The organism is Geodermatophilus sp. SYSU D00814 (assembly GCF_054050055.1).
Window position 1 is genome coordinate 249439 of the sequence record NZ_JBJGYP010000001.1, and the last position, 17723, is coordinate 267161.

Here is a 17723-nt window from a genome sequence, read left to right on the forward strand (position 1 = left end):
GCCGTCGGTAGGTTCGGCGGCCATGCGGGGGATCATCCTGGCCGGGGGCACCGGCAGCCGCCTCTTCCCGATCACGCAGGCGGTCAGCAAGCAGCTCATGCCGGTCTACGACAAGCCGATGGTCTACTACCCGCTGTCCACGCTGATGATGGCCGGGGTCCGCGAGGTGCTGGTCATCACCACCCCGGGCGACCAGGCAGCGTTCCGCGCGCTGCTGGGTGACGGCAGCCGGCTGGGCATGCGCCTGGAGTACGCCGTGCAGGAGCGGCCGGAGGGGCTGGCGCAGGCGTTCCTCATCGGCGCGGACTTCCTCGGCGACCAGTCGGTGGCCCTGGTGCTGGGCGACAACATCTTCTACGGCGCGGGCCTCGGCACGGCGCTGGGCCGGCTGCCCGACCCCGACGGCGGGCACGTCTTCGCCTACCACGTGGCCAACCCGGCCGACTACGGCGTCGTCGAGTTCGACCGCGCGGGCCGGGTGCTGTCCATCGAGGAGAAGCCGGCCCGGCCGAAGAGCTCCTACGCCGTGCCGGGGCTGTACTTCTACGAGGCCGGCGTGGTCGACGTGGCCCGGTCGATCCGGCCCAGCGCCCGCGGCGAGCTGGAGATCACCGCCGTGAACGAGCACTACCTGCGCGAGGGCCGGCTCACCGTCACCGTCCTCGACCGCGGCACCGCCTGGCTCGACACCGGGACCTTCGCCTCGTTGCGTCAGGCGACGGAGTTCGTGTCGGTGGTCGAGGAGCGGCAGGGCCTCAAGGTCGGCTGCATCGAGGAGGTCGCCTGGCGGCAGGGCTGGCTCGACGACGACGGCCTGCGCCGCGCCGCGGAGCCGCTGGGCAAGAGCGGCTACGGCGACTACCTGCTCGCCCTGCTGGAGGACGGCCGCTGAGCCGGGTCCGCCCCGCCGGGATCAGGTGACCTGATCGTCGGGCGTCCTCCCGCACGGTGCACCGCGAGGGAGGACGCGCTGCGGCGAGGGAGGACGTGCTGCGGTGCGGGAGGACGGCGCCCGCTTGTCAGATGGCGCGCCGGGTCGTCGGGTGCGGCGCCGGGTCGTCGGGTGCGACGCCGGGTCGTCAGATGCGGCGGTAGTTCGTCGGCGCCGTCCGCGGGCCGCGCCGGGGCGGCATGCTCCCGCCGACCCGCAGCAGCCGGACCACCCGCTGCCGGTGCCCGCGCCAGGGCTCCAGCAGCACCATCATCCCGTCGTCGTCGGTCTTGCGGCGGGCCAGCGACCAGCCCACCAGGTTCTTGAGGTGGTAGTCGCCGTAGCTCACGGTGTCGGGGCAGCCGTGGGTGCGCTGCACGACCTCCGCCGCTGTCCACACCCCGATCCCGGGGACGGTGCGCAGCCTCCGCTGCAGCGTCGGGGAGTCGCAGTCCGCGTCGGGCTCGAGGGCGTGGGCGACCGACGCCACGTGCAGCAGCGCCCGCCGGCGGGCGCCGTCGAGGCCGCAGCGGTGCCACTCCCAGTCGGTGACCTCGCGCAGCCGCCGCGGTGAGGGCAGCACCCGCATGCCCGCGGGGGTGGGCCCGGGCGCGGGGTCGCCGGCCAGCCGCAGCAGCGCCCGCCAGACGCGGTGCGCCTCGACCACGGTGACCTTCTGCTCGAGGACGGCGGGGACCAGCGCGTCCCAGGTCCGGCCGGTGCGGCTCAGCCGCAGGTCGGGCGTGCGGCGGGCGATCTCGCGCAGCAGCGGGTGGCCGCCGGGGTCGAAGCCCGCCGGGTCGTCGTCGGCACCGAGCCAGCCGGGCACGGCCGTGCCGGCCCACTCCGCTCCTGGCCCCCACGCCAGCACCTGCACCTCGCCGGCCCGGTGGGTGATCCGCACCGTGGCCGGCCCGCACGGGGTGGTCGTCGTCCGCCAGACGGCGTCGCCGTCCCACTGCATCGCCGGGTCACCGGCGCTGCGCTGGTGGGGGTACAGCACCGCCCGCAGGTCGAGCGGCCAGTCCGGCCGCCAGCGGTCGGCGAAGTCGGCGCCCTCGGTGCCGACGGTGTCGACGCCGTCGGGCGCGGGGCGCGGTGCCGGCGGGGTCGGGGCCGGCAGGGCTGTGGTCACGCGGGTCTCCGGGGAAGAGGGAGCCGTCCGGGTCGGGTCGGCGGGCGCCGGGGGTCAGCGCGGGGCCATGCGCAGCGCGCCGTCCATCCGGATGACCTCGCCGTTGAGGTAGCCGTGCTCGACGATGTCGAGCGCCAGCTGCGCGAAGTCCTCCGGGCGGCCCAGCCGCTTGGGGAAGGGGATGCCGTTGGCCAGCGCGGTGCGCGCCTCCTCGGGCAGGCCGCCGAGCAGCGGGGTGTCGACCAGCCCGGGCGCGATGGTGCACACCCGCACGCCGACGCTGGACAGGTCGCGGGCGGCGGGCAGGGTCATGCCGACGATGCCGCCCTTGGAGGCGCTGTAGGCGACCTGGCCGATCTGCCCGTCGAAGGCCGCGATCGAGGCGGTGTTGACGACGACGCCGCGCTCGCCGTCCTCCTCCGGCTCGGTGGCGGCCATCGCCGCGGCGGACAGGCGCAGCACGTTGAAGGTGCCCACCAGGTTGACCATGACGGTGCGGACGAACGGGTCGAGGTCGTGGGCGACGTTGCCCTTGCCGACGGTGCGCTGGGCCCAGCCGATGCCGGCGCAGTTGATCGCGATCCGCAGCGGCCGGTCCTTGCCGGTGGCGTCCTCGACCGCGGCGGCCACCTGCGACTCGTCGGTGACGTCGGTGCGGACGAACGTCGTGTGCCCGCCCAGCTCGCCGGCCAGCGCCTTCCCGCGCTCCTCGTTGAGGTCGAGGACGGTCACCGCGGCGCCGCGCGCGACCAGCGCACGGGTGGTGGCCTCCCCGAGGCCGGAGGCCCCGCCGGACACGACAGCTGCGACGTCGAAGCTCTGCATGCCCCGCATCCCACCACGCCCGGCGACGATCACCGCGCCGGGTGCCCGTGCCGACCTCGGGCGTGTGCGCCGGTGCCGCGTCCCCGGCCAGTTCCTGCGGCGCGGGCGCACACGCTCCGCGCCGGCGTCAGCTGAAGCGCCGGCCGAAGCGCTCCTCGACGGCGGCGAGCAGCTGCTTGACCCGCTCGGCGTCGGAGACCGGGCAGACCATCGTGACGTCGGCGGTGGCGACGACGACGCTGTCGCGGACCCCGACCAGCGCGACCAGGTGGTCGGGGTCGTCGCTGAAGACGATGTTGCCCGCGCTGTCGAAGGTCACCGCCAGGCCGCCGACGGCGTTGCCCTCGACCGTGGCCAGCGTCTGGGCCAGCGCCGGCCAGGAGCCGACGTCGAGCCACTCGGCGTCGAGGTCGGCGACCAGCACCCGCCCGGGCTCGGTGGCCGCGGGCTCGAGGACGGCGTAGTCGACGCTGGTCTTCGGCAGGGTCGGGAACACCTCGGCGAGGACGGCGTCGCGCTCCGGCCCGGCGGGCGCGGCCACCACCCGCGCCAGCCCCTCGGCCGAGGCCGGCAGGTGCTCCGCGAGCGCGTCGAGCACCGTGCGCGCCCGCCACACGAACATGCCGGAGTTCCACAGGTACTCCCCCGACGCGAGGTAGCCCTCGGCGGTCGCCCGGTCGGGCTTCTCCTTGAACGCGGCGGCCTCCGCGACGCCGGGCACCTCGGTGGCGGCGCCGCGGCGCACGTAGCCGAAGCCGGTGGCCGGCGCGGTGGGCCGGATGCCGAGGGTGACCAGTGCCCGCGGCCGCACGGCGAGGGCGTCGTAGGCGGTGCCCAGCGCGGCGGCGAACCGCTCGACGGGCCGGATCACGTGGTCGGCGCTGACGACGGCGAGCTCGGCGTCCGGGTCGGCCTCGGCCACCAGCGCGGCGGCCAGCCCGACGGCGTTGGCGGTGTCGCGGGCGACCGGCTCGAGCACCAGCCGGTCGGGGCGCAGCCGCGGCAGCGCGGCGCGCACCTGCGCGCCGTAGCGGGCCGCGGTGCACACCCAGATCCGCTCGGCCGGCAGCAGCGTCTCCAGCCGCGCGAAGGCCTCGGCGAGCAGGCTGTGCGCCCCGCCGTCGCCGTCCTGGATGACGTCGAGCAGCTGCTTGGGCCGGGCGGCCCGCGACAGCGGCCACAGCCGCGTGCCCGACCCGCCGGCCATGACGACGGCGTGCCTCACGCGTCCACCCCCCGTCGTGCGCGGGCGCGGGCGGCGCGGCCGACGTCGTCGGCCCGGCGCTGGAACCGCGCCCCGGCCGCCACCCGGCCGCTCACGTAGGACACCAGCATCCGGCCGCCCAGCCCGGCGCGCAGCGCCGCCCGCAGCGGGGCGTAGCGGCGGCCCGGGTACTGCCCGGAGAGGTAGCGCAGCGCGCTGGTGTGGTGCACCCGCTGCATGCGGTGCGGCTCGCGTCGGGTGGCGTGCCCGCCCTCGTGCACGACGACGGCGGTGGGCGCGTAGACGTGCAGCCAGCCCGCGCGGCCGAGACGCTCGGCGAGGTCGACGTCCTCGAAGTACATGAAGTAGCCCGGGTCGAAGCCGCCGACGGCCCGGAACGCCTCGAGGTCGACGAGGAAGCACGAGCCCGACAGCCACCCGGCGGTGCGCTCGCGCGGGGCCTCCCGCTCGCGGCGGTAGCGCGCCGTCCAGGGGTTGGCCGGCCACGCCCAGCCCAGCAGCGCGTGCCCCGCGCCGGTGGACAGCCGGGGCAGGTCGCGGGCCGAGGGGTAGAGCTCGCCCTCCGGCGTGCGGATCGCCGGGCCCACGGTGGCCGCACGCGGCCAGCGGGCGGCCACGGCCAGCAGCTCGTCGACCGAGCCGGGCTCGAAGCGGACGTCGGGGTTGGCCACCAGCGCGTGCCGGCCGGGCGCCCCGGCCAGGCCCGCGTTCACCGCCGCGCCGTAGCCGACGTTGCCCCCGGTCCGCAGCAGCCGGACGTGCGGGTGCTCCGCGGCGACCCGCTCGGGGACGCCGTCGGTGGAGCCGTTGTCGGCCAGCACGACCTCGACCGGGCGCGTGGTGGCCTTCGCCAGCGAGGTGACGAACCCCTCCAGCGCCTCGCCGGGTGAGTACGTCACCGCCACCACGCGCAGGGTCTCGGGTGAGCTGTTCCCGGGCACCCGGGAACTGTAGAGGCGCGCGCCGGGGCTCCCCGCACCCCGGCCGGGCCCGGGTGAGGCAGGGGCCCGGTGTGACCGGTGGGACGAGGGGGACGGTCCCGTCACGAAGTTCCCGGACACTCCTGCGAGCGCCCGGGGGGCACCGGTCGCGCCGGTACAGTCGCCAGGCGTGACCTCAGCGAGACCTGACCTCGTCGTCGTCGGCTCCGGCTTCTTCGGACTGACCGTCGCGGAACGGGTGGCCAGCCAGCTGGACAAGCGCGTGCTCGTCCTCGACCGACGCGACCACATCGGTGGGAACGCGTACTCCGCACCCGAGCCCGAGACGGGCATCGAGGTGCACGTCTACGGCGCCCACCTGTTCCACACGTCCAACGAGCGGGTCTGGCAGTACGTCAACCAGTTCACCGACTTCACGAAGTACCAGCACAAGGTCTACTCGATCTACCAGGGCAAGACCTACTCGCTGCCGATCAACCTGGCCACGATCTGCCAGTACTTCGAGCGCAGCTTCTCCCCCTCCGAGGCCCGGGAGCTCGTCGCCGAGCAGGCCGGTGAGATCGACACCGCCGAGGCGCAGAACCTCGAGGAGAAGGCGATCTCCCTGATCGGCCGCCCCCTCTACGAGGCGTTCATCCGCGGCTACACGAAGAAGCAGTGGCAGACCGACCCCACCGAGCTGCCTGCCGCGGTCATCGCCCGCCTGCCGGTGCGCTACACGTTCGACAACCGGTACTTCAACGACACCTACGAGGGCCTGCCGGTCGGTGGCTACACCGCGTGGCTGGAGAAGATGGCCGACCACCCGAACATCGAGGTGCGGCTGTCCACGGACTGGTTCGACGTCCGCGACGAGCTGCCCGCCGACGTGCCGACGGTGTTCACCGGGCCGATCGACAAGTACTTCGACTACGAGGCCGGCGAGCTCGGCTGGCGCACGCTGGACTTCGAGACCGAGGTCCTGCCGATCGGTGACTTCCAGGGCACCTCGGTCATGAACTACGCCGACGAGGACGTGCCCTTCACCCGGATCCACGAGTTCCGGCACTTCCACCCCGAGCGGGACTACCCGGCGGACAAGACCGTCGTCGTCCGCGAGTACTCGCGCTTCGCCCAGACCGGCGACGAGCCGTACTACCCGATCAACACCCCCGAGGACCGCGCCAAGCTCGAGCGCTACCGGGAGCTGGCCAAGAAGGAGGCCGCGGAGAAGCGCGTGCTCTTCGGCGGCCGGCTGGGCACCTACAAGTACCTGGACATGCACATGGCGATCGGGTCGGCGCTGAGCATGTTCGACAACCGCATCCGCCCCTTCTTCGACGAGGGCGGCTCGCTCGACGGCCGCCTCGAGGACTGACAGCGAGGACTGACTCCCCATGACGACGACCACGCCGCAGGTCGCCGACGCCCCGGTCAAGCCGGACGCCGTCAGCGAGCCGGCCGAGAGCGACCTCACCCCGGACAAGGCCGTCACCCTCGTCCAGCGGGTCCTCATGCCGCGGCCGGCCGACCAGCTCAAGGTCCGCAGCCTCTACCTCGACGAGGAGAACGCGGGCACCCGCGTGGTCCAGGAGGGCCGGCACTCCGGCCTGATCGCGGCCGGCTCCGAGGTCTCCTTCGCCACGTACTTCAACGCCTTCCCGGCCAGCTACTGGCGCCGGTGGAGCGTGCTCGGCTCGGTGGTCCTGCGGGTCACCGTGTCCGGCACCTGCCGCATCGACGTCCACCGCTCCAAGGCCGACGGCGAGTCGATGCACGTCACCGGCGTCTCCCACGTGGGCGACGACGAGCGGACCGTCGAGTTCGAGCTGGACCTGGCGCCGTTCATCGACGGCGGCTGGTACTGGTTCGACGTCACCGCCGAGAGCGAGACCCAGATCCGCGAGGCCGGCTGGTACGCCCCGCAGGCGCCGGCCGAGGAGCCGCGGCTGGCCGTCGGCATCTGCACCTACAACCGTCCCGTCGACGCGCTGGCCGCCGCCCGGGCGCTGGTCGAGGACCCCGCGGTGCTCGAGCGGCTGTCCCTGGTCACCATCGCCGACCAGGGCAACAACCACGTCAAGGACGCCGCGGGCTACGAGGAGGTCAAGGCCGCCCTGGGCGACCGGCTGCACGTGGTCGAGCAGCCCAACCTCGGCGGCAGCGGCGGCTTCGCGCGCACCATGCACGAGGCGTTCACCCGCAGCGACGCCACGCACGTCGTGCTGCTCGACGACGACATCATGATCGAGCCCGACAGCCTGCTGCGGGCGCGCGCCTTCGCCGCCTACGCCAAGAGCCCGATGCTCGTCGGCGGGCAGATGCTGGCCCTGCAGAACCGCTCGGTGCTGCACAGCATGGGCGAGATCGTCGACCGCGAGACGTTCTTCTGGACCAACGCCCCGCACACCTACTACCACCACGACTTCGGCAAGCGGACGCTGCGCGAGTCGGCGGACCTGCACCGCCGCATCGACGTCGACTACAACGGCTGGTGGATGTGCCTGATCCCCCGCACCGTCGTCGACGAGATCGGCATGCCGCTGCCGGTGTTCATCAAGTGGGACGACGCCGAGTACGGCCTGCGCGCCTTCGCCGCCGGCTTCCCGACCGCGTCGCTGCCGGGCACCGCCATCTGGCACCTGTCCTGGGGCGACAAGGACGACGCCAGCGACTGGCAGGCCTACTTCCACATCCGCAACCGGCTGATCGCCGCGGCGCTGCACTCGCCGCACCGCCACGGCGGCAAGCTGTTCCGCGAGATGCTCAAGGCCGACCTGCGGTTCCTCATCAACCTGCAGTACTCGACCGTCGAGCTGCACCACCTCGCCTACCGCGACTTCCTGGCCGGCCCGGAGGCGCTCTTCCGCGGCATGCCGGAGTCGGTGGTGCAGGCCCGCCGGGTGCGCGCCACGCACGCCGACGGCCAGGTGCTGACCTCCTCGGCCGACCTGCCGCTGCCCTCGATGCCCACGGCCAAGGCCATGCGCTTCCGCCGCATCCCGGTCAAGCCGCTGCAGATCGGCAGGACGCTGGTCAGCGCGCTGGTGCACAACGCCCGCCCGGTCGACCCGGAGAACCTGCAGACGCCCCAGCTGAACCTGGCCTTCCAGGACGCGCGGTGGTTCCTGCTGTCCCGGCTCGACAGCGCCACCGTCGGGACCGCCGACGGGCGCGGGGTCACCTTCCGGCGCCGCGACCCGGCGACCTTCCGCCGGCTGGCGGCGACGTCGGCGCAGCTGCTGCGCCGGATGGCGGCGGAGTTCCCCGACCTGCAGCGCCGCTACCAGGCCGCGGCCGGTGAGCTGACGTCGATGGAGAGCTGGTCGCAGGCCTTCGAGGAGTGGGGCTACCAGCGCGTCTGAGCGCACGACGAGAGGGCCCCGACCGGAGATCCGGTCGGGGCCCTCTGTCGTCGGGGGCCGGCGGCCTCAGCGGCGGGTGAGCCGCTCCTGCCGCCCGGCGCGGGTCAGCCGCCGCCACTCCCGCCAGCCGACGGGGTCGCGGCGGGACACGAGGAAGAACCAGCCGAAGCGGACCGTCTCCAGCGGGCGCAGCCAGCGCATGCCGGGCTGGGACATCAGGTAGCCGCGGTTGCGGTAGGTGTAGTAGCGCTTGGCCTCGTCGGCCGGGTACTGGGCCGACAGCCGCCCGCCGAGGATCGGCGCGAACTCCGTCGTCCCCTCCGGGTGCAGGTAGGCCGCCCCGGTGCAGGTGCCGAAGGCGAGCCCGGCGCGCAGCATCCGCCGGTGGATCTCGGTCTCGTCGCCACGGAAGAACAGCCGGTAGTCCGGGACGCCGACGACGTCGAGGGTGTCGGCGCGGAACAGCGCGCCGTTGAACAGCGACGCGTACCGCGGCAGCAGGTCCACGCCGGCGAAGTCGCTGCGGCGCCGCCGCCAGCGCAGCCCGCGGCGCAGGGGGAACGCCAGCCGGTCGGGGTCGGCCATGTCGGTGACCAGCGGGCTGACCTCGGCCAGCCCGTGCCGCCGGGCGGCGTCGAGGAGGGTGGCCAGCACGCCGGCGTCGGCCGGGCGGCCGTCGTCGTCGGCGCACCACACCCAGTCCGCGCCGAGGGCGAGGGCGTGCAGCATGCCGTAGGCGAAGCCGCCGGCGCCGCCGAGGTTGCGCGCGCTGGGCAGGTGGGTGGCCGGCAGCCCGCTGGCCGCGACGACGTCGGCGGCGGACTGGTCGGGGCCGTTGTCGACGACGACGACGTGGTCGAGCGGCCGCGTCTGTGCCGCGAGCGCGGCCAGGCTCTGCGCCAGCAGCTCGCGCCGGTGCCGGGTGACCACGACGGCCACGACCCGCTCCCCCGCCGCGGGCACGGCCGTCCCGACGGGCGCCGGAGCCGCCGCCGTCACGCCGGCAGGCCCTTGTAGGCCCGCAGGACCTCGTCGAGCTCGCCCTGCTGCCGGATCTGGCCGTGCTCCATCCAGATCGCCGTGTCGCACAGCTCGCGGAGGAACTCGTCGGAGTGCGAGGCGAACACGAGCAGCCCCGAGCGCTCCACGAGCTGCACCAGCCGCTGCTTGGACTTCTCGAGGAAGGCGGCGTCGACCGCGCCGATCCCCTCGTCGAGCAGCAGGATCTCCGGGTCGATGCTGGTGACCACGCCGAGGGCCAGCCGCACCCGCATGCCCGTGGAGTAGGTGCGCAGCGGCATGTGGAGGAAGTCGCCGAGCTCGGTGAAGTCGGCGATGTCCTCGACCCGCTCCTGCATCTGCTTGCGGGTCATGCCGAGGAACAGGCCCCGGATCATGATGTTCTCGAGGCCGGAGATCTCCGGGTCCATGCCGACGCCGAGGTCGAACACCGGCGCCACCCGGCCGCGGATCTCCGCGATGCCTCGGGTGGGCTCGTAGATGCCCGACAGCAGCCGCAGCAGCGTGGACTTGCCGGCGCCGTTGTGGCCGACCAGGCCCACCCGCGCACCGTGCTCGAGGTTGACGGTGACGTCGCGCAGCGCCTCGATCACCGGCACCTTGCTGCCGCTGTCGATGTTGCCGCCGACCAGCCCCATGACGGTCTTCTTCAGCGAGCGGCTCTTGGCGTCGAAGATGGGGAAGTCGACGCAGGCGTCCTTGGTCGCGATGCTGACCGGACCGCTGGTGCTCGCCGGGTTGTCGTTGCTCACGTTCACACCCAGTAGGAGACGCGGGACCGGTAGCGGCGCAGGACGACCATCGTCAGCGCCCAGCCGACCACCGTGATGACGAGGACGACCGCCCAGTGCCGCCACAGCTGGTCCTGGCCCAGCAGCGGACGGCGGACGATCTCGACGAAGTGCAGGAAGGGGTTGAACTCCGCCAGCCGGGCCCGCGCGGCGACGTCGGGGTTCGGGCTGTTCACCAGCTCGTCGTAGACCCACACGATCGGCGTCAGGAAGAACATCAGCTGCACGACGCTCTGGGTGATCGGCAGGAGGTCGCGGAACCGCGTGGTGACGACGCCGACGGTCAGCGCCACCCAGGCGCCGTTGAGCGCCAGCAGGGCGAAGGCCGGGACCACCGCGATGGCCGTCCACTTCAGGTCCTGCGGGTACACGAACAGCATGACCACGTAGACGATCATGTTGTGCACGAAGAACAGCGTCTGCCGCCACACCAGCCGGTACACGTGCACCGACAGCGGTGAGGGCAGGTGCTTGATCAGGCCCTCGTTGGCGATGAACACCTCCGAGCCCTCGGCGATGCAGCCGCTGATGAAGGCCCAGACGATGAAGCCGACGAGCACGTGCGGCAGGAACAGCGCCAGGTCGATGTCGAACAGGCCCGAGTAGAGGACACCCAGGGCGACGGCGGTGACCGCCATGCTGATGGTGATCCAGACCGGCCCGAGGACCGAGCGCCGGTAGCGCTGCCGGATGTCCTGCCAGCCCAGGTGTCCCCACAGGGACCGCTGCTCCCAGCCGCGCCGCAGGTCGGCGACGGCGGCGGCGAGCGTGCGTCCGGCCGGTTGTGCGAGTGCCACGAGGATCCACGCTACCTGCGCCGCAGCGGGGCCACCGGCGGGCGCGCGAGGCGGCCGGGACCCGTTCGTCACACGGCTCCCGCCCGCCCCGCGGCCCTCACCTCGTCAGCGTCCCGTACTGGAAGACGACCTGCTGCTGCCCGGTGGCCAGCGTCGTGGTGTCGGTCTTCGGGTAGCCCAGCTCGCCGGCCGGGCCGCCGCGGGCCGCGTAGTCCTCGTTGATCGCCGAGACGACCCACCGCGCACCGGTCGACGCCGACCAGTAGACCGAGCCGCGCTGGAAGTCGACCACGAACCCCTGCCCCCCGGGCGCGAGGGCCTCGCTGGTGACCGGCAGCCCGAGCCGCCCCGAGGAGGCGCCGAGCTCCAGCCACTTCCGCAGGATGTCCCCGCGCACGACCTGCGCCCCGGTGGCCTGCGACCACACGATGTCGCCGCCCTGGAAGTTGCCGTAGTAGACCGGCGTGGTGGTCACCCGGGGGTCCCGGCTGTCGTCGCCCGTCGGGTAGCCCAGGTAGGGCGGGCCGCCGGCCGTGCGGTAGGCCGCGAGGATGGCGCCCCGGACGTCGTGGGCGCCGGTCGCGGGCGACCAGTAGATCGAGCCCCGCTGGAAGTCGACGAGGTAGCCGCCGTTGCCGGGGGCCAGCGCGTCGGTGGTGACCGGCAGGCCGAGGGGCCCGGCCGACGCCCCCAGCGACAGCCAGTGCGCGAGGATCGCGCCGCGCACGACCTGGGCGCCGGTGGCCTGGGAGTGGACGATGTCGCCGCCCTGGAAGTTGGAGTAGGTCACCCCGGGCGCGGCGCGGTCGGTGCCCTGCTCGCCGACCGGGTAGCCGACGAAGAGGGGGCCGCCCACCTCCGCGTACTTCACCGCGATCGGCCCCTGGACGGCGTGCGCCCCCGTCGCCGGCGACCAGTAGACCGCCCCGCGCTGGAAGTGCACGACGTACCCGCCGTTGCCGGGGGCGACCGCGTCGCTGGTGACGGGCAGGCCGAGCGTGCCGGCGGAGGCCCCGAGCCGGAGCCAGTGCTCGCGGATCGCCCCGCGCACGACCTGCGCGCCGGTGGCCTGCGACCACACGACGTCGCCGCCCTGGAAGTTCGTGAACCAGACGCCGGGGGCGTTGCGGTCGGGGCTGTCGTCCCCGGTCGGGTAGCCCAGGACGGGCGGCCCGCCGGAGGAGCGGTACCTCGCCAGGATCGCGCCGCGCACGTCGTGCGCCCCGGTGGCCGGCGACCAGTAGACCGAGCCGCCCTGGAAGTCGACCACGTAGCCCTTGCCGCCGGGTGCGACGGCGTCGCTGGTGACGGGCAGGCCGAGCGGTCCGGCGGAGGCGCCGAGGGCGATCCAGCGCTGCAGGATCGGCCCGCGCACCACCTGGGCCCCGGTGGCGGCCGACCAGACGACGTCGCCGCCCTGGAAGTTGACGTAGTAGACCGGCGTGGACGTGACGGCCCGGTCCCGGCTGTCGTTGCTCGTGGGGTAGCCCAGGGCGGCCGGGCCGCCGGAGGACCGGTACCTCGCCAGGATCGCGCCGCGCACGTCGTGCGCCCCGGTGGCCTGCGACCAGTAGACCGAGCCGCCCTGGAAGTCGACGACGAAGCCGCCGCCGCCGGCGGGTGCGTCGCTGCTGGTGGGCAGGCCCAGGACGCCGGCGGACGCGCCGAGCGCGAGCCAGTGGTCGCGGATCGGCCCGCGGACCACCTGGGCCTTCGTCGCCTGCGACCACACGATGTCGCCGTACTGGAAGTTGGAGTACCAGACCGGGGTCGACACGACCCTGGTGTCGCGCTGGTCGTCGCCGACGGGGTAGCCCATGTAGGAGGGGCCGCCGGTGGCGAGGTACTTCGCCAGGATCTCGCCGCGGACGTCGTGGGCGCCGGTCATCGCCGACCAGAAGATGTCGCCGTACGTGTAGCGCTGCCGGCAGCCGCCGCCGGGCTGGTCGCAGGTCACGTCGCCGAGGGCGTCGCCGAGGCCGCGCCCGGTCGCCGTCAGCGCGCGGGCCTTGTCGGTGACCGCCGCCGCGCCGGAGGTCTGCGTCGACCCGAACCAGTCGGTGAAGTAGTTGTAGAAGTTCCGGTTGCCGTAGGAGGCGCAGCGGTCGGGCGAGGCCTTGTACCCCGCGGCCAGCGAGGCCGCGTTCGGGACGTAGGGCGTGTAGTTGTACAGGCCCGCGGTCGCCTGGTTCTCGATGTAGACCTGCGCGGAGCCGCAGGTCGGGTCGTTCGGGTAGTACGGGATGGTGTTGACCCGGCCGGCCACGTACCCGTACCGGTTGGGGAGCGCCTGGTAGCGCTTGAACTGCCGCGAGGCCATGTAGACCTGGTTGTAGAAGCCGTTGTAGGTGGCGTCGCAGCCGGCCGGGGTGTCCGGGCAGGCGTAGCCCATGGCCTTGCGCAGCTGGTCGGCGGAGATGCTGGCGTCCTTGACCAGCCCCTGCTCCTTCTGCAGCGTGACCAGGAGGACCTGCGGGTTGATGCCGCAGGCGCGGGCGACCTTCGCGATGACCGCCGCCGCGGTCTCCTGGGCCGCACCGGCGTAGGCACCGCAGTAGTCGTCGCCGGTGCGGGTCCACGTGTCGAACCGCAGGCCGGCCAGCCCGGAGCCGTTCGCGGCCAGGAACGCCTGCACCTGGTCGGCGTTCATCGTCGACGCGTTGTAGAAGATGCTGTCGTCGATGATGTTGCCCGGGTCGAACCGCCCGAGGTCGGCCGACGGCCGCAGCTGCGGCGGGGCGGAGGAGCCCACGAGCGACAGGGCGGCGGCCAGCCCGAGGACGAGCAGCGCGACGACCGTCAGCCGGGGGCGCAGCAGCCGGGTCACGGGACCACCACCGTGAACGGCGCCGACTCCCCGGCCGAGCGGTCGGAGGCGTAGCTCAGCACGGCGTCCCAGGCGCCCGCGGTCAGCCCCGCGCCGGACACCGCCACCTGGCCGCAGCTGGTCGTGGCGGCGTCGGGCTCGGCCTCCGACTCCCCGGTCAGGACGACGCCGCCGCGGCTCAGGGTGAGCGTGCAGCGCCCACCGGCCTCGACGACGTCACCGACGATGCCGCCGGCGAGCACCGACCCGCTCGCGTCGTCCCACTGGGACCAGGTGACGGCGACGGCGACGGCGGCCGGTCCGCCCTGGCCGGGCGTGGGCGCGGTCGTGGTCCCGGTCGCGGGCGCCGTGCCGTCCGCGGGGGTGCCCGACCCGCCGGCCGACGACGGCGCCGACGACGGGGCCGGGGACGAGGGGGACGGCGGCGTCGACGACGGGGCGGTGGACGCGGTCGACGACGGGGCCGGGGTGTCGTCCGCGGCGACCGCGCCGCCTCCGGCCCGCCACCACAGCACGGCGAGCGCGGCGGCGGCGACCACCAGCAGTGCGAGGGCGACCCGGAGCGGTCGGCGGGATCGGGTACGGGACACGGTGGGTCTCCCTGCTGGACCGAGCGGAGAGCCGGTCGTCGGCGTCAGGACGGCCGCCCGGCGCCCATCGGGCGGCGCGTCCACGGCCTTAGTGATCGGGAGGCTACGGCCTGTCACGGTCCGATCGTGGGAACGACGCGGGTCACCGCGGGCCGACGGTCACCGCCCCCGTGGCGGTCGTCAGCGTCAGCACGCCGCCCTGGAAGTCGTTGCGCAGACCGCCGGCGACCGCGTAGGTGGAGCTGGTCGGGAAGCCGAGGCCGCTCGTGCTACCACCGCGGGCGGCGTACTCGGTGGCGAGCGCCCCGGTGACCGCGCGGGCGTCGGTGGCCGGCGACCAGTAGACGTCCCCGCCCTGGAAGCGCACGACGTAGCCGCGCCCGTCCGGGGTGCGCGCGTCGCTGGTGGTCGGGAAGCCCAGCGTCCCCGACGGGCCGCCGGTCGCCAGCCAGGTCGTCAGGATGCGGCCGGCGACGACCTGTGCGCCGGTCGTGGGCGACCACCACACGTCCCCGCCCTGGAAGTGCACGACGTAGCCGCGGCCCTCGGGGGAGCGGGCGTCGCTGGTGGTCGGGAAGCCGAGCGGGCCCGAGGACCCCCCGGCGGCCCGGTAGGTGGCGAGGATGGCGCCGCGCACGACCTGCGCGCCCGTGGCCGGCGACCACCACACGTCGCCGTCCTGGAACCGGACGACGTAGCCGCGCCCGTCGGGCGTCCGCGCGTCACCGGTGGTCGGGAAGCCCAGCGGCCCGGAGGTGCCGCCGGTCGCCTGCCAGGTCCGCAGGATGTCCCCGGCGACCGCCTGCGCACCCGTCGCCGGCGACCACCAGACGCCCCCGCCCTGGAAGAGGACGACGTAGCCGCGCCCGTCGGTGGTCCGCGCGTCGCTGGTCGTGGGGAAGCCCAGCGGCCCCGAGGTGGCACCGGTGCCGAGCCAGCGGGTCAGGATCTCGCCGGCCACCGTGTGCGCCCCGGTGGCCGGGGACCACCAGACGTCGCCGCCCTGGAAGTGCACGACGTAGCCGCGCCCGTCGGGCGTGCGCGCGTCGCTGGTCGTGGGGAAGCCCAGCGGTCCGCCGCTGCCGCCGGCGCGCCGGTACTCGGCGAGGATGTCGCCGGCCACCACGTGCGCGCCGGTCGCACCCGACCACCACACCGCCCCGCCCTGGAAGGACACCGTGTAGCCGCGGCCGTCCGTCGTGCGCGCGTCGCTGCTGGTCGGGAAGCCGAGTGGCCCGGAGGTGCCCCCGACGGCCAGCCAGGTCTCGAGGATCTGTCCCGCCACGGTGCGCGCGCCGGTGGCCGGGGACCACCACACGTCCCCGCCCTGGAAGTGCACGACGTAGCCGCGGCCGTCCGGGGTCCGCGCGTCGCTGGTCGTGGGGAAGCCCAGCGGCCCTGCGCTGCCGCCGGTGCGGCGGTACTCGGCGAGGATGTCGCCGGCCACGACCTGCGGCCCCGTGGCGCCCGACCACCAGACGTCGCCGCCCTGGAACCGGACGACGTACCCGCGCCCGTCCGGCGTCGGGGCGTCGCTGCTGGTCGGGAAGCCCAGCGGCCCGGAGGTGCCCCCGGTGGCCAGCCAGGTCTCGAGGATCTGCCCGGCCACGGTGCGCGCGCCGGTGGCCGGCGACCAGTGGACGTCCCCGCCCTCGAAGTGCACGACGTAGCCGCGCCCGTCCGGGGTGCGCGCGTCGCTGGTCGTCGGGAAGCCCAGGAGCCCGGCGCTGCCGCCCACCCGCTGGTACTCGCGGAGGATGTCGCCCCGCACCACCTGCGCGCCCGTCCCGGCGGACCAGACGATCGAGCCGCCCTGGACGTCGACGTACCAGCCGCGGCCCTCGGCGGTCGGCGTGTCGTCGGTCAGCGGGGCGCCGAGTGCCGCCGGGCCGCCCCAGGCCAGGTAGGTGTCGAGGATGGCCCCGCGGACGACGCGCACCCCGCCCGCGGCGGAGTCGTAGACCCGGCCGCGCTCGTAGACCTGCCAGGAGACCCCGCCCGCCGACTGCTCCGCGCCGACCGGGTCGCCCAGGGAGGCCCGCAGTCCGGCGTCGGCCGCGTAGCGGGTGGCGATCGGCGACAGGGAGGTGGTGAGCCGGGCCGCGACGAGGTCGCGGAGCGTGCCGAGGCGGGCGTAGCCGGCGTCGCCGGGGCAGGTGGTGTTGCCGACGTCGCGGTGCCCGAAGACCGTCGGCAGCGTGACCTTCACGCCGGCCGCGTACTTCGCGGTCCCGCCGCCGCCGGAGGTCAGCACCGTCGTCCCCCGCGGGTCGACCCCGTGCAGCGAGAACTTCCAGGCGATCATCGCGGCCAGGGACTCCAGCTCGGCCTGGGTCGGCGCCGTCGCGGCGTGGTTGCCGATCATCGAGACGCCGAGGGTGCCGCTGTTGAAGCCGCCGGCGTGCGCCGCGACCACCGGCCGGGACAGGCCGCCGGCGCGGCCCTCCCAGAGCCGCCCGAACCGGTCGACCAGCACGTTGTAGCCGATGTCGCCCCAGCCGCGGCTCTGCGCGTGGTAGGCGTAGATCGACCGGATGATGCCCGGGACGTCGTCGGCGGCGTAGCCGTTGCTGGTGTCGGTGTGGTGCAGGGTCGCGGCCTTGACGGCGGGGGCGTACTGCGGCGTCCAGCCCATGATCGACTCGTCGGCGCCCCACTGGGCGCGGGAGAACACCGGCGGCATCGCGGTGGCGGCGTGCGCGGTGTCGCCGAGGTCGGCGCCCTGCAGGGCGCCGTCGGCCGGGCTCGTGCCCGGGTCGACCAGCTCGAGGCGGACGTCGGTGGGCTGCGCGCCCGACCGCGTCACCAGCTCGGCCTCGACGGCGGTGCTCGGCCCGGTCCACAGCGGCGCGGTCCCGCCGCGGACCTCGTCCCCGGTGGCCGTCCCCCGGTTCTGCTCGGCGTCCTCCACCGTGACCTCGGTCCACGCGCCCCACGCGCCCTCGGCGTCCTGGACACGGACCTGCACGACGGTGTCGGTGACCGCGGGGTCCAGTCGCCAGGTGACGCCCACCAGCGAGAACGGCTCGGTGCCGACCCGGCTGACGGTCAGCGCGGGCGCCGTCGCCGGCACGCCCGTGACGGGGTCGCTGGTGCCGGCCTGCACCTCGGCCTGGGGTGCCGGCTCGGCCACCGAGCCCATCGGCACCTCGGCGGTGGAGGTGGCCACCGGCTCGGCCTCCGGGCCGGGCGCGGCGGAGACGGGGAGCACGAGGACGAGGGCGGTGAGGCCCAGGAAGGCGAGGAGCCCGACGACGAGACGGCGCACGGGTGCGGAACCTCCGGGTGGCGGACGGC

13 protein-coding genes are annotated in these 17723 nt (G+C 74.5%); 3 read left to right on the forward strand and 10 right to left on the reverse strand.

Annotated features, from left to right (window positions below):
• Positions 1 to 22: 22 nt before the first annotated feature.
• Positions 23 to 892 carry a glucose-1-phosphate thymidylyltransferase RfbA gene (rfbA, locus tag ACI780_RS01200; protein ID WP_457000472.1) on the forward strand — a complete coding sequence of 290 codons (870 nt, stop codon included), beginning with the start codon at positions 23 to 25 and terminating at the stop codon, positions 890 to 892.
• Positions 893 to 1079: 187 nt separating this feature from the next.
• On the opposite strand, the gene ACI780_RS01205 is transcribed toward rfbA, so the two are convergent.
• From ACI780_RS01205 to ACI780_RS01220, 4 genes are all read right to left on the reverse strand, one after another.
• Positions 1080 to 2066: a DNA-3-methyladenine glycosylase family protein gene (locus tag ACI780_RS01205; RefSeq protein WP_456871981.1), complete on the reverse strand. Its 987-nt coding sequence runs from the start codon at positions 2064 to 2066 to the stop codon at positions 1080 to 1082.
• A 54-nt stretch (positions 2067 to 2120) separates the two neighbouring features.
• Complete coding sequence (locus tag ACI780_RS01210; RefSeq protein WP_456871982.1) at positions 2121 to 2891, reverse strand: SDR family NAD(P)-dependent oxidoreductase; 771 nt, start codon at positions 2889 to 2891, stop codon at positions 2121 to 2123.
• A 127-nt stretch (positions 2892 to 3018) separates the two neighbouring features.
• Positions 3019 to 4116: a mannose-1-phosphate guanylyltransferase gene (locus ACI780_RS01215; RefSeq protein WP_456871983.1), complete on the reverse strand. Its 1098-nt coding sequence runs from the start codon at positions 4114 to 4116 to the stop codon at positions 3019 to 3021.
• Complete coding sequence (locus ACI780_RS01220; RefSeq protein WP_456871984.1) at positions 4113 to 5057, reverse strand: glycosyltransferase family 2 protein; 945 nt, start codon at positions 5055 to 5057, stop codon at positions 4113 to 4115. Before ACI780_RS01220 ends, ACI780_RS01215 begins: the two co-directional genes overlap by 4 nt.
• 169 nt (positions 5058 to 5226) lie before the next feature.
• Here ACI780_RS01220 and glf point away from each other — a divergent pair, with 169 nt between their 5' ends.
• Positions 5227 to 6414, forward strand: coding sequence for a UDP-galactopyranose mutase (gene glf / locus ACI780_RS01225; RefSeq protein ID WP_456871985.1), 1188 nt, complete (start codon positions 5227 to 5229; stop codon positions 6412 to 6414).
• Between the two features lie 19 nt (positions 6415 to 6433).
• On the forward strand, positions 6434 to 8401 hold the full coding sequence (locus ACI780_RS01230) for a glycosyltransferase (RefSeq protein ID WP_457000473.1): 1968 nt from the start codon (positions 6434 to 6436) through the stop codon (positions 8399 to 8401).
• A gap of 66 nt (positions 8402 to 8467) precedes the next feature.
• On the opposite strand, the gene glfT1 is transcribed toward ACI780_RS01230, so the two are convergent.
• The 6 genes from glfT1 to ACI780_RS01260 form a co-directional block, all read right to left on the reverse strand.
• Positions 8468 to 9340, reverse strand: a complete 873-nt coding sequence (glfT1, locus tag ACI780_RS01235) for a galactofuranosyltransferase GlfT1 (protein ID WP_456871987.1) — start codon at positions 9338 to 9340, stop codon at positions 8468 to 8470.
• 56 nt (positions 9341 to 9396) lie between these two features.
• Positions 9397 to 10173: a galactan export ABC transporter ATP-binding subunit Wzt/RfbE gene (gene wzt, locus ACI780_RS01240; RefSeq protein WP_457000474.1), complete on the reverse strand. Its 777-nt coding sequence runs from the start codon at positions 10171 to 10173 to the stop codon at positions 9397 to 9399.
• Positions 10174 to 10175: 2 nt separating this feature from the next.
• A complete protein-coding gene (gene wzm / locus ACI780_RS01245) occupies positions 10176 to 11009 on the reverse strand; it encodes a galactan export ABC transporter permease subunit Wzm/RfbD (protein WP_456871989.1) in 834 nt (277 codons plus the stop codon).
• A 97-nt stretch (positions 11010 to 11106) separates the two neighbouring features.
• A complete protein-coding gene (locus ACI780_RS01250) occupies positions 11107 to 13836 on the reverse strand; it encodes an LGFP repeat-containing protein (RefSeq protein WP_456871990.1) in 2730 nt (909 codons plus the stop codon).
• The gene (locus ACI780_RS01255) at positions 13833 to 14426 is read right to left on the reverse strand and encodes a hypothetical protein (RefSeq protein WP_457000475.1); all 594 of its coding nucleotides are present in this window, start codon (positions 14424 to 14426) and stop codon (positions 13833 to 13835) included. The genes ACI780_RS01250 and ACI780_RS01255 overlap by 4 nt, the downstream gene beginning before the upstream one ends.
• Positions 14427 to 14568: 142 nt before the next feature.
• The gene (locus ACI780_RS01260; RefSeq protein ID WP_457000476.1) at positions 14569 to 17694 is read right to left on the reverse strand and encodes an N-acetylmuramoyl-L-alanine amidase; all 3126 of its coding nucleotides are present in this window, start codon (positions 17692 to 17694) and stop codon (positions 14569 to 14571) included.
• Positions 17695 to 17723 lie beyond the last annotated feature (29 nt).

Coding starts and splice junctions, on each gene's coding strand:
- rfbA (WP_457000472.1), top strand. CDS start 23: ATGCGGGGGATCATCCTGGCCGGGGGCACCGGCAGCCGCCTCTTCCCG.
- ACI780_RS01210 (WP_456871982.1), bottom strand. CDS start 2,891: ATGCAGAGCTTCGACGTCGCAGCTGTCGTGTCCGGCGGGGCCTCCGGC.
- ACI780_RS01230 (WP_457000473.1), top strand. CDS start 6,434: ATGACGACGACCACGCCGCAGGTCGCCGACGCCCCGGTCAAGCCGGAC.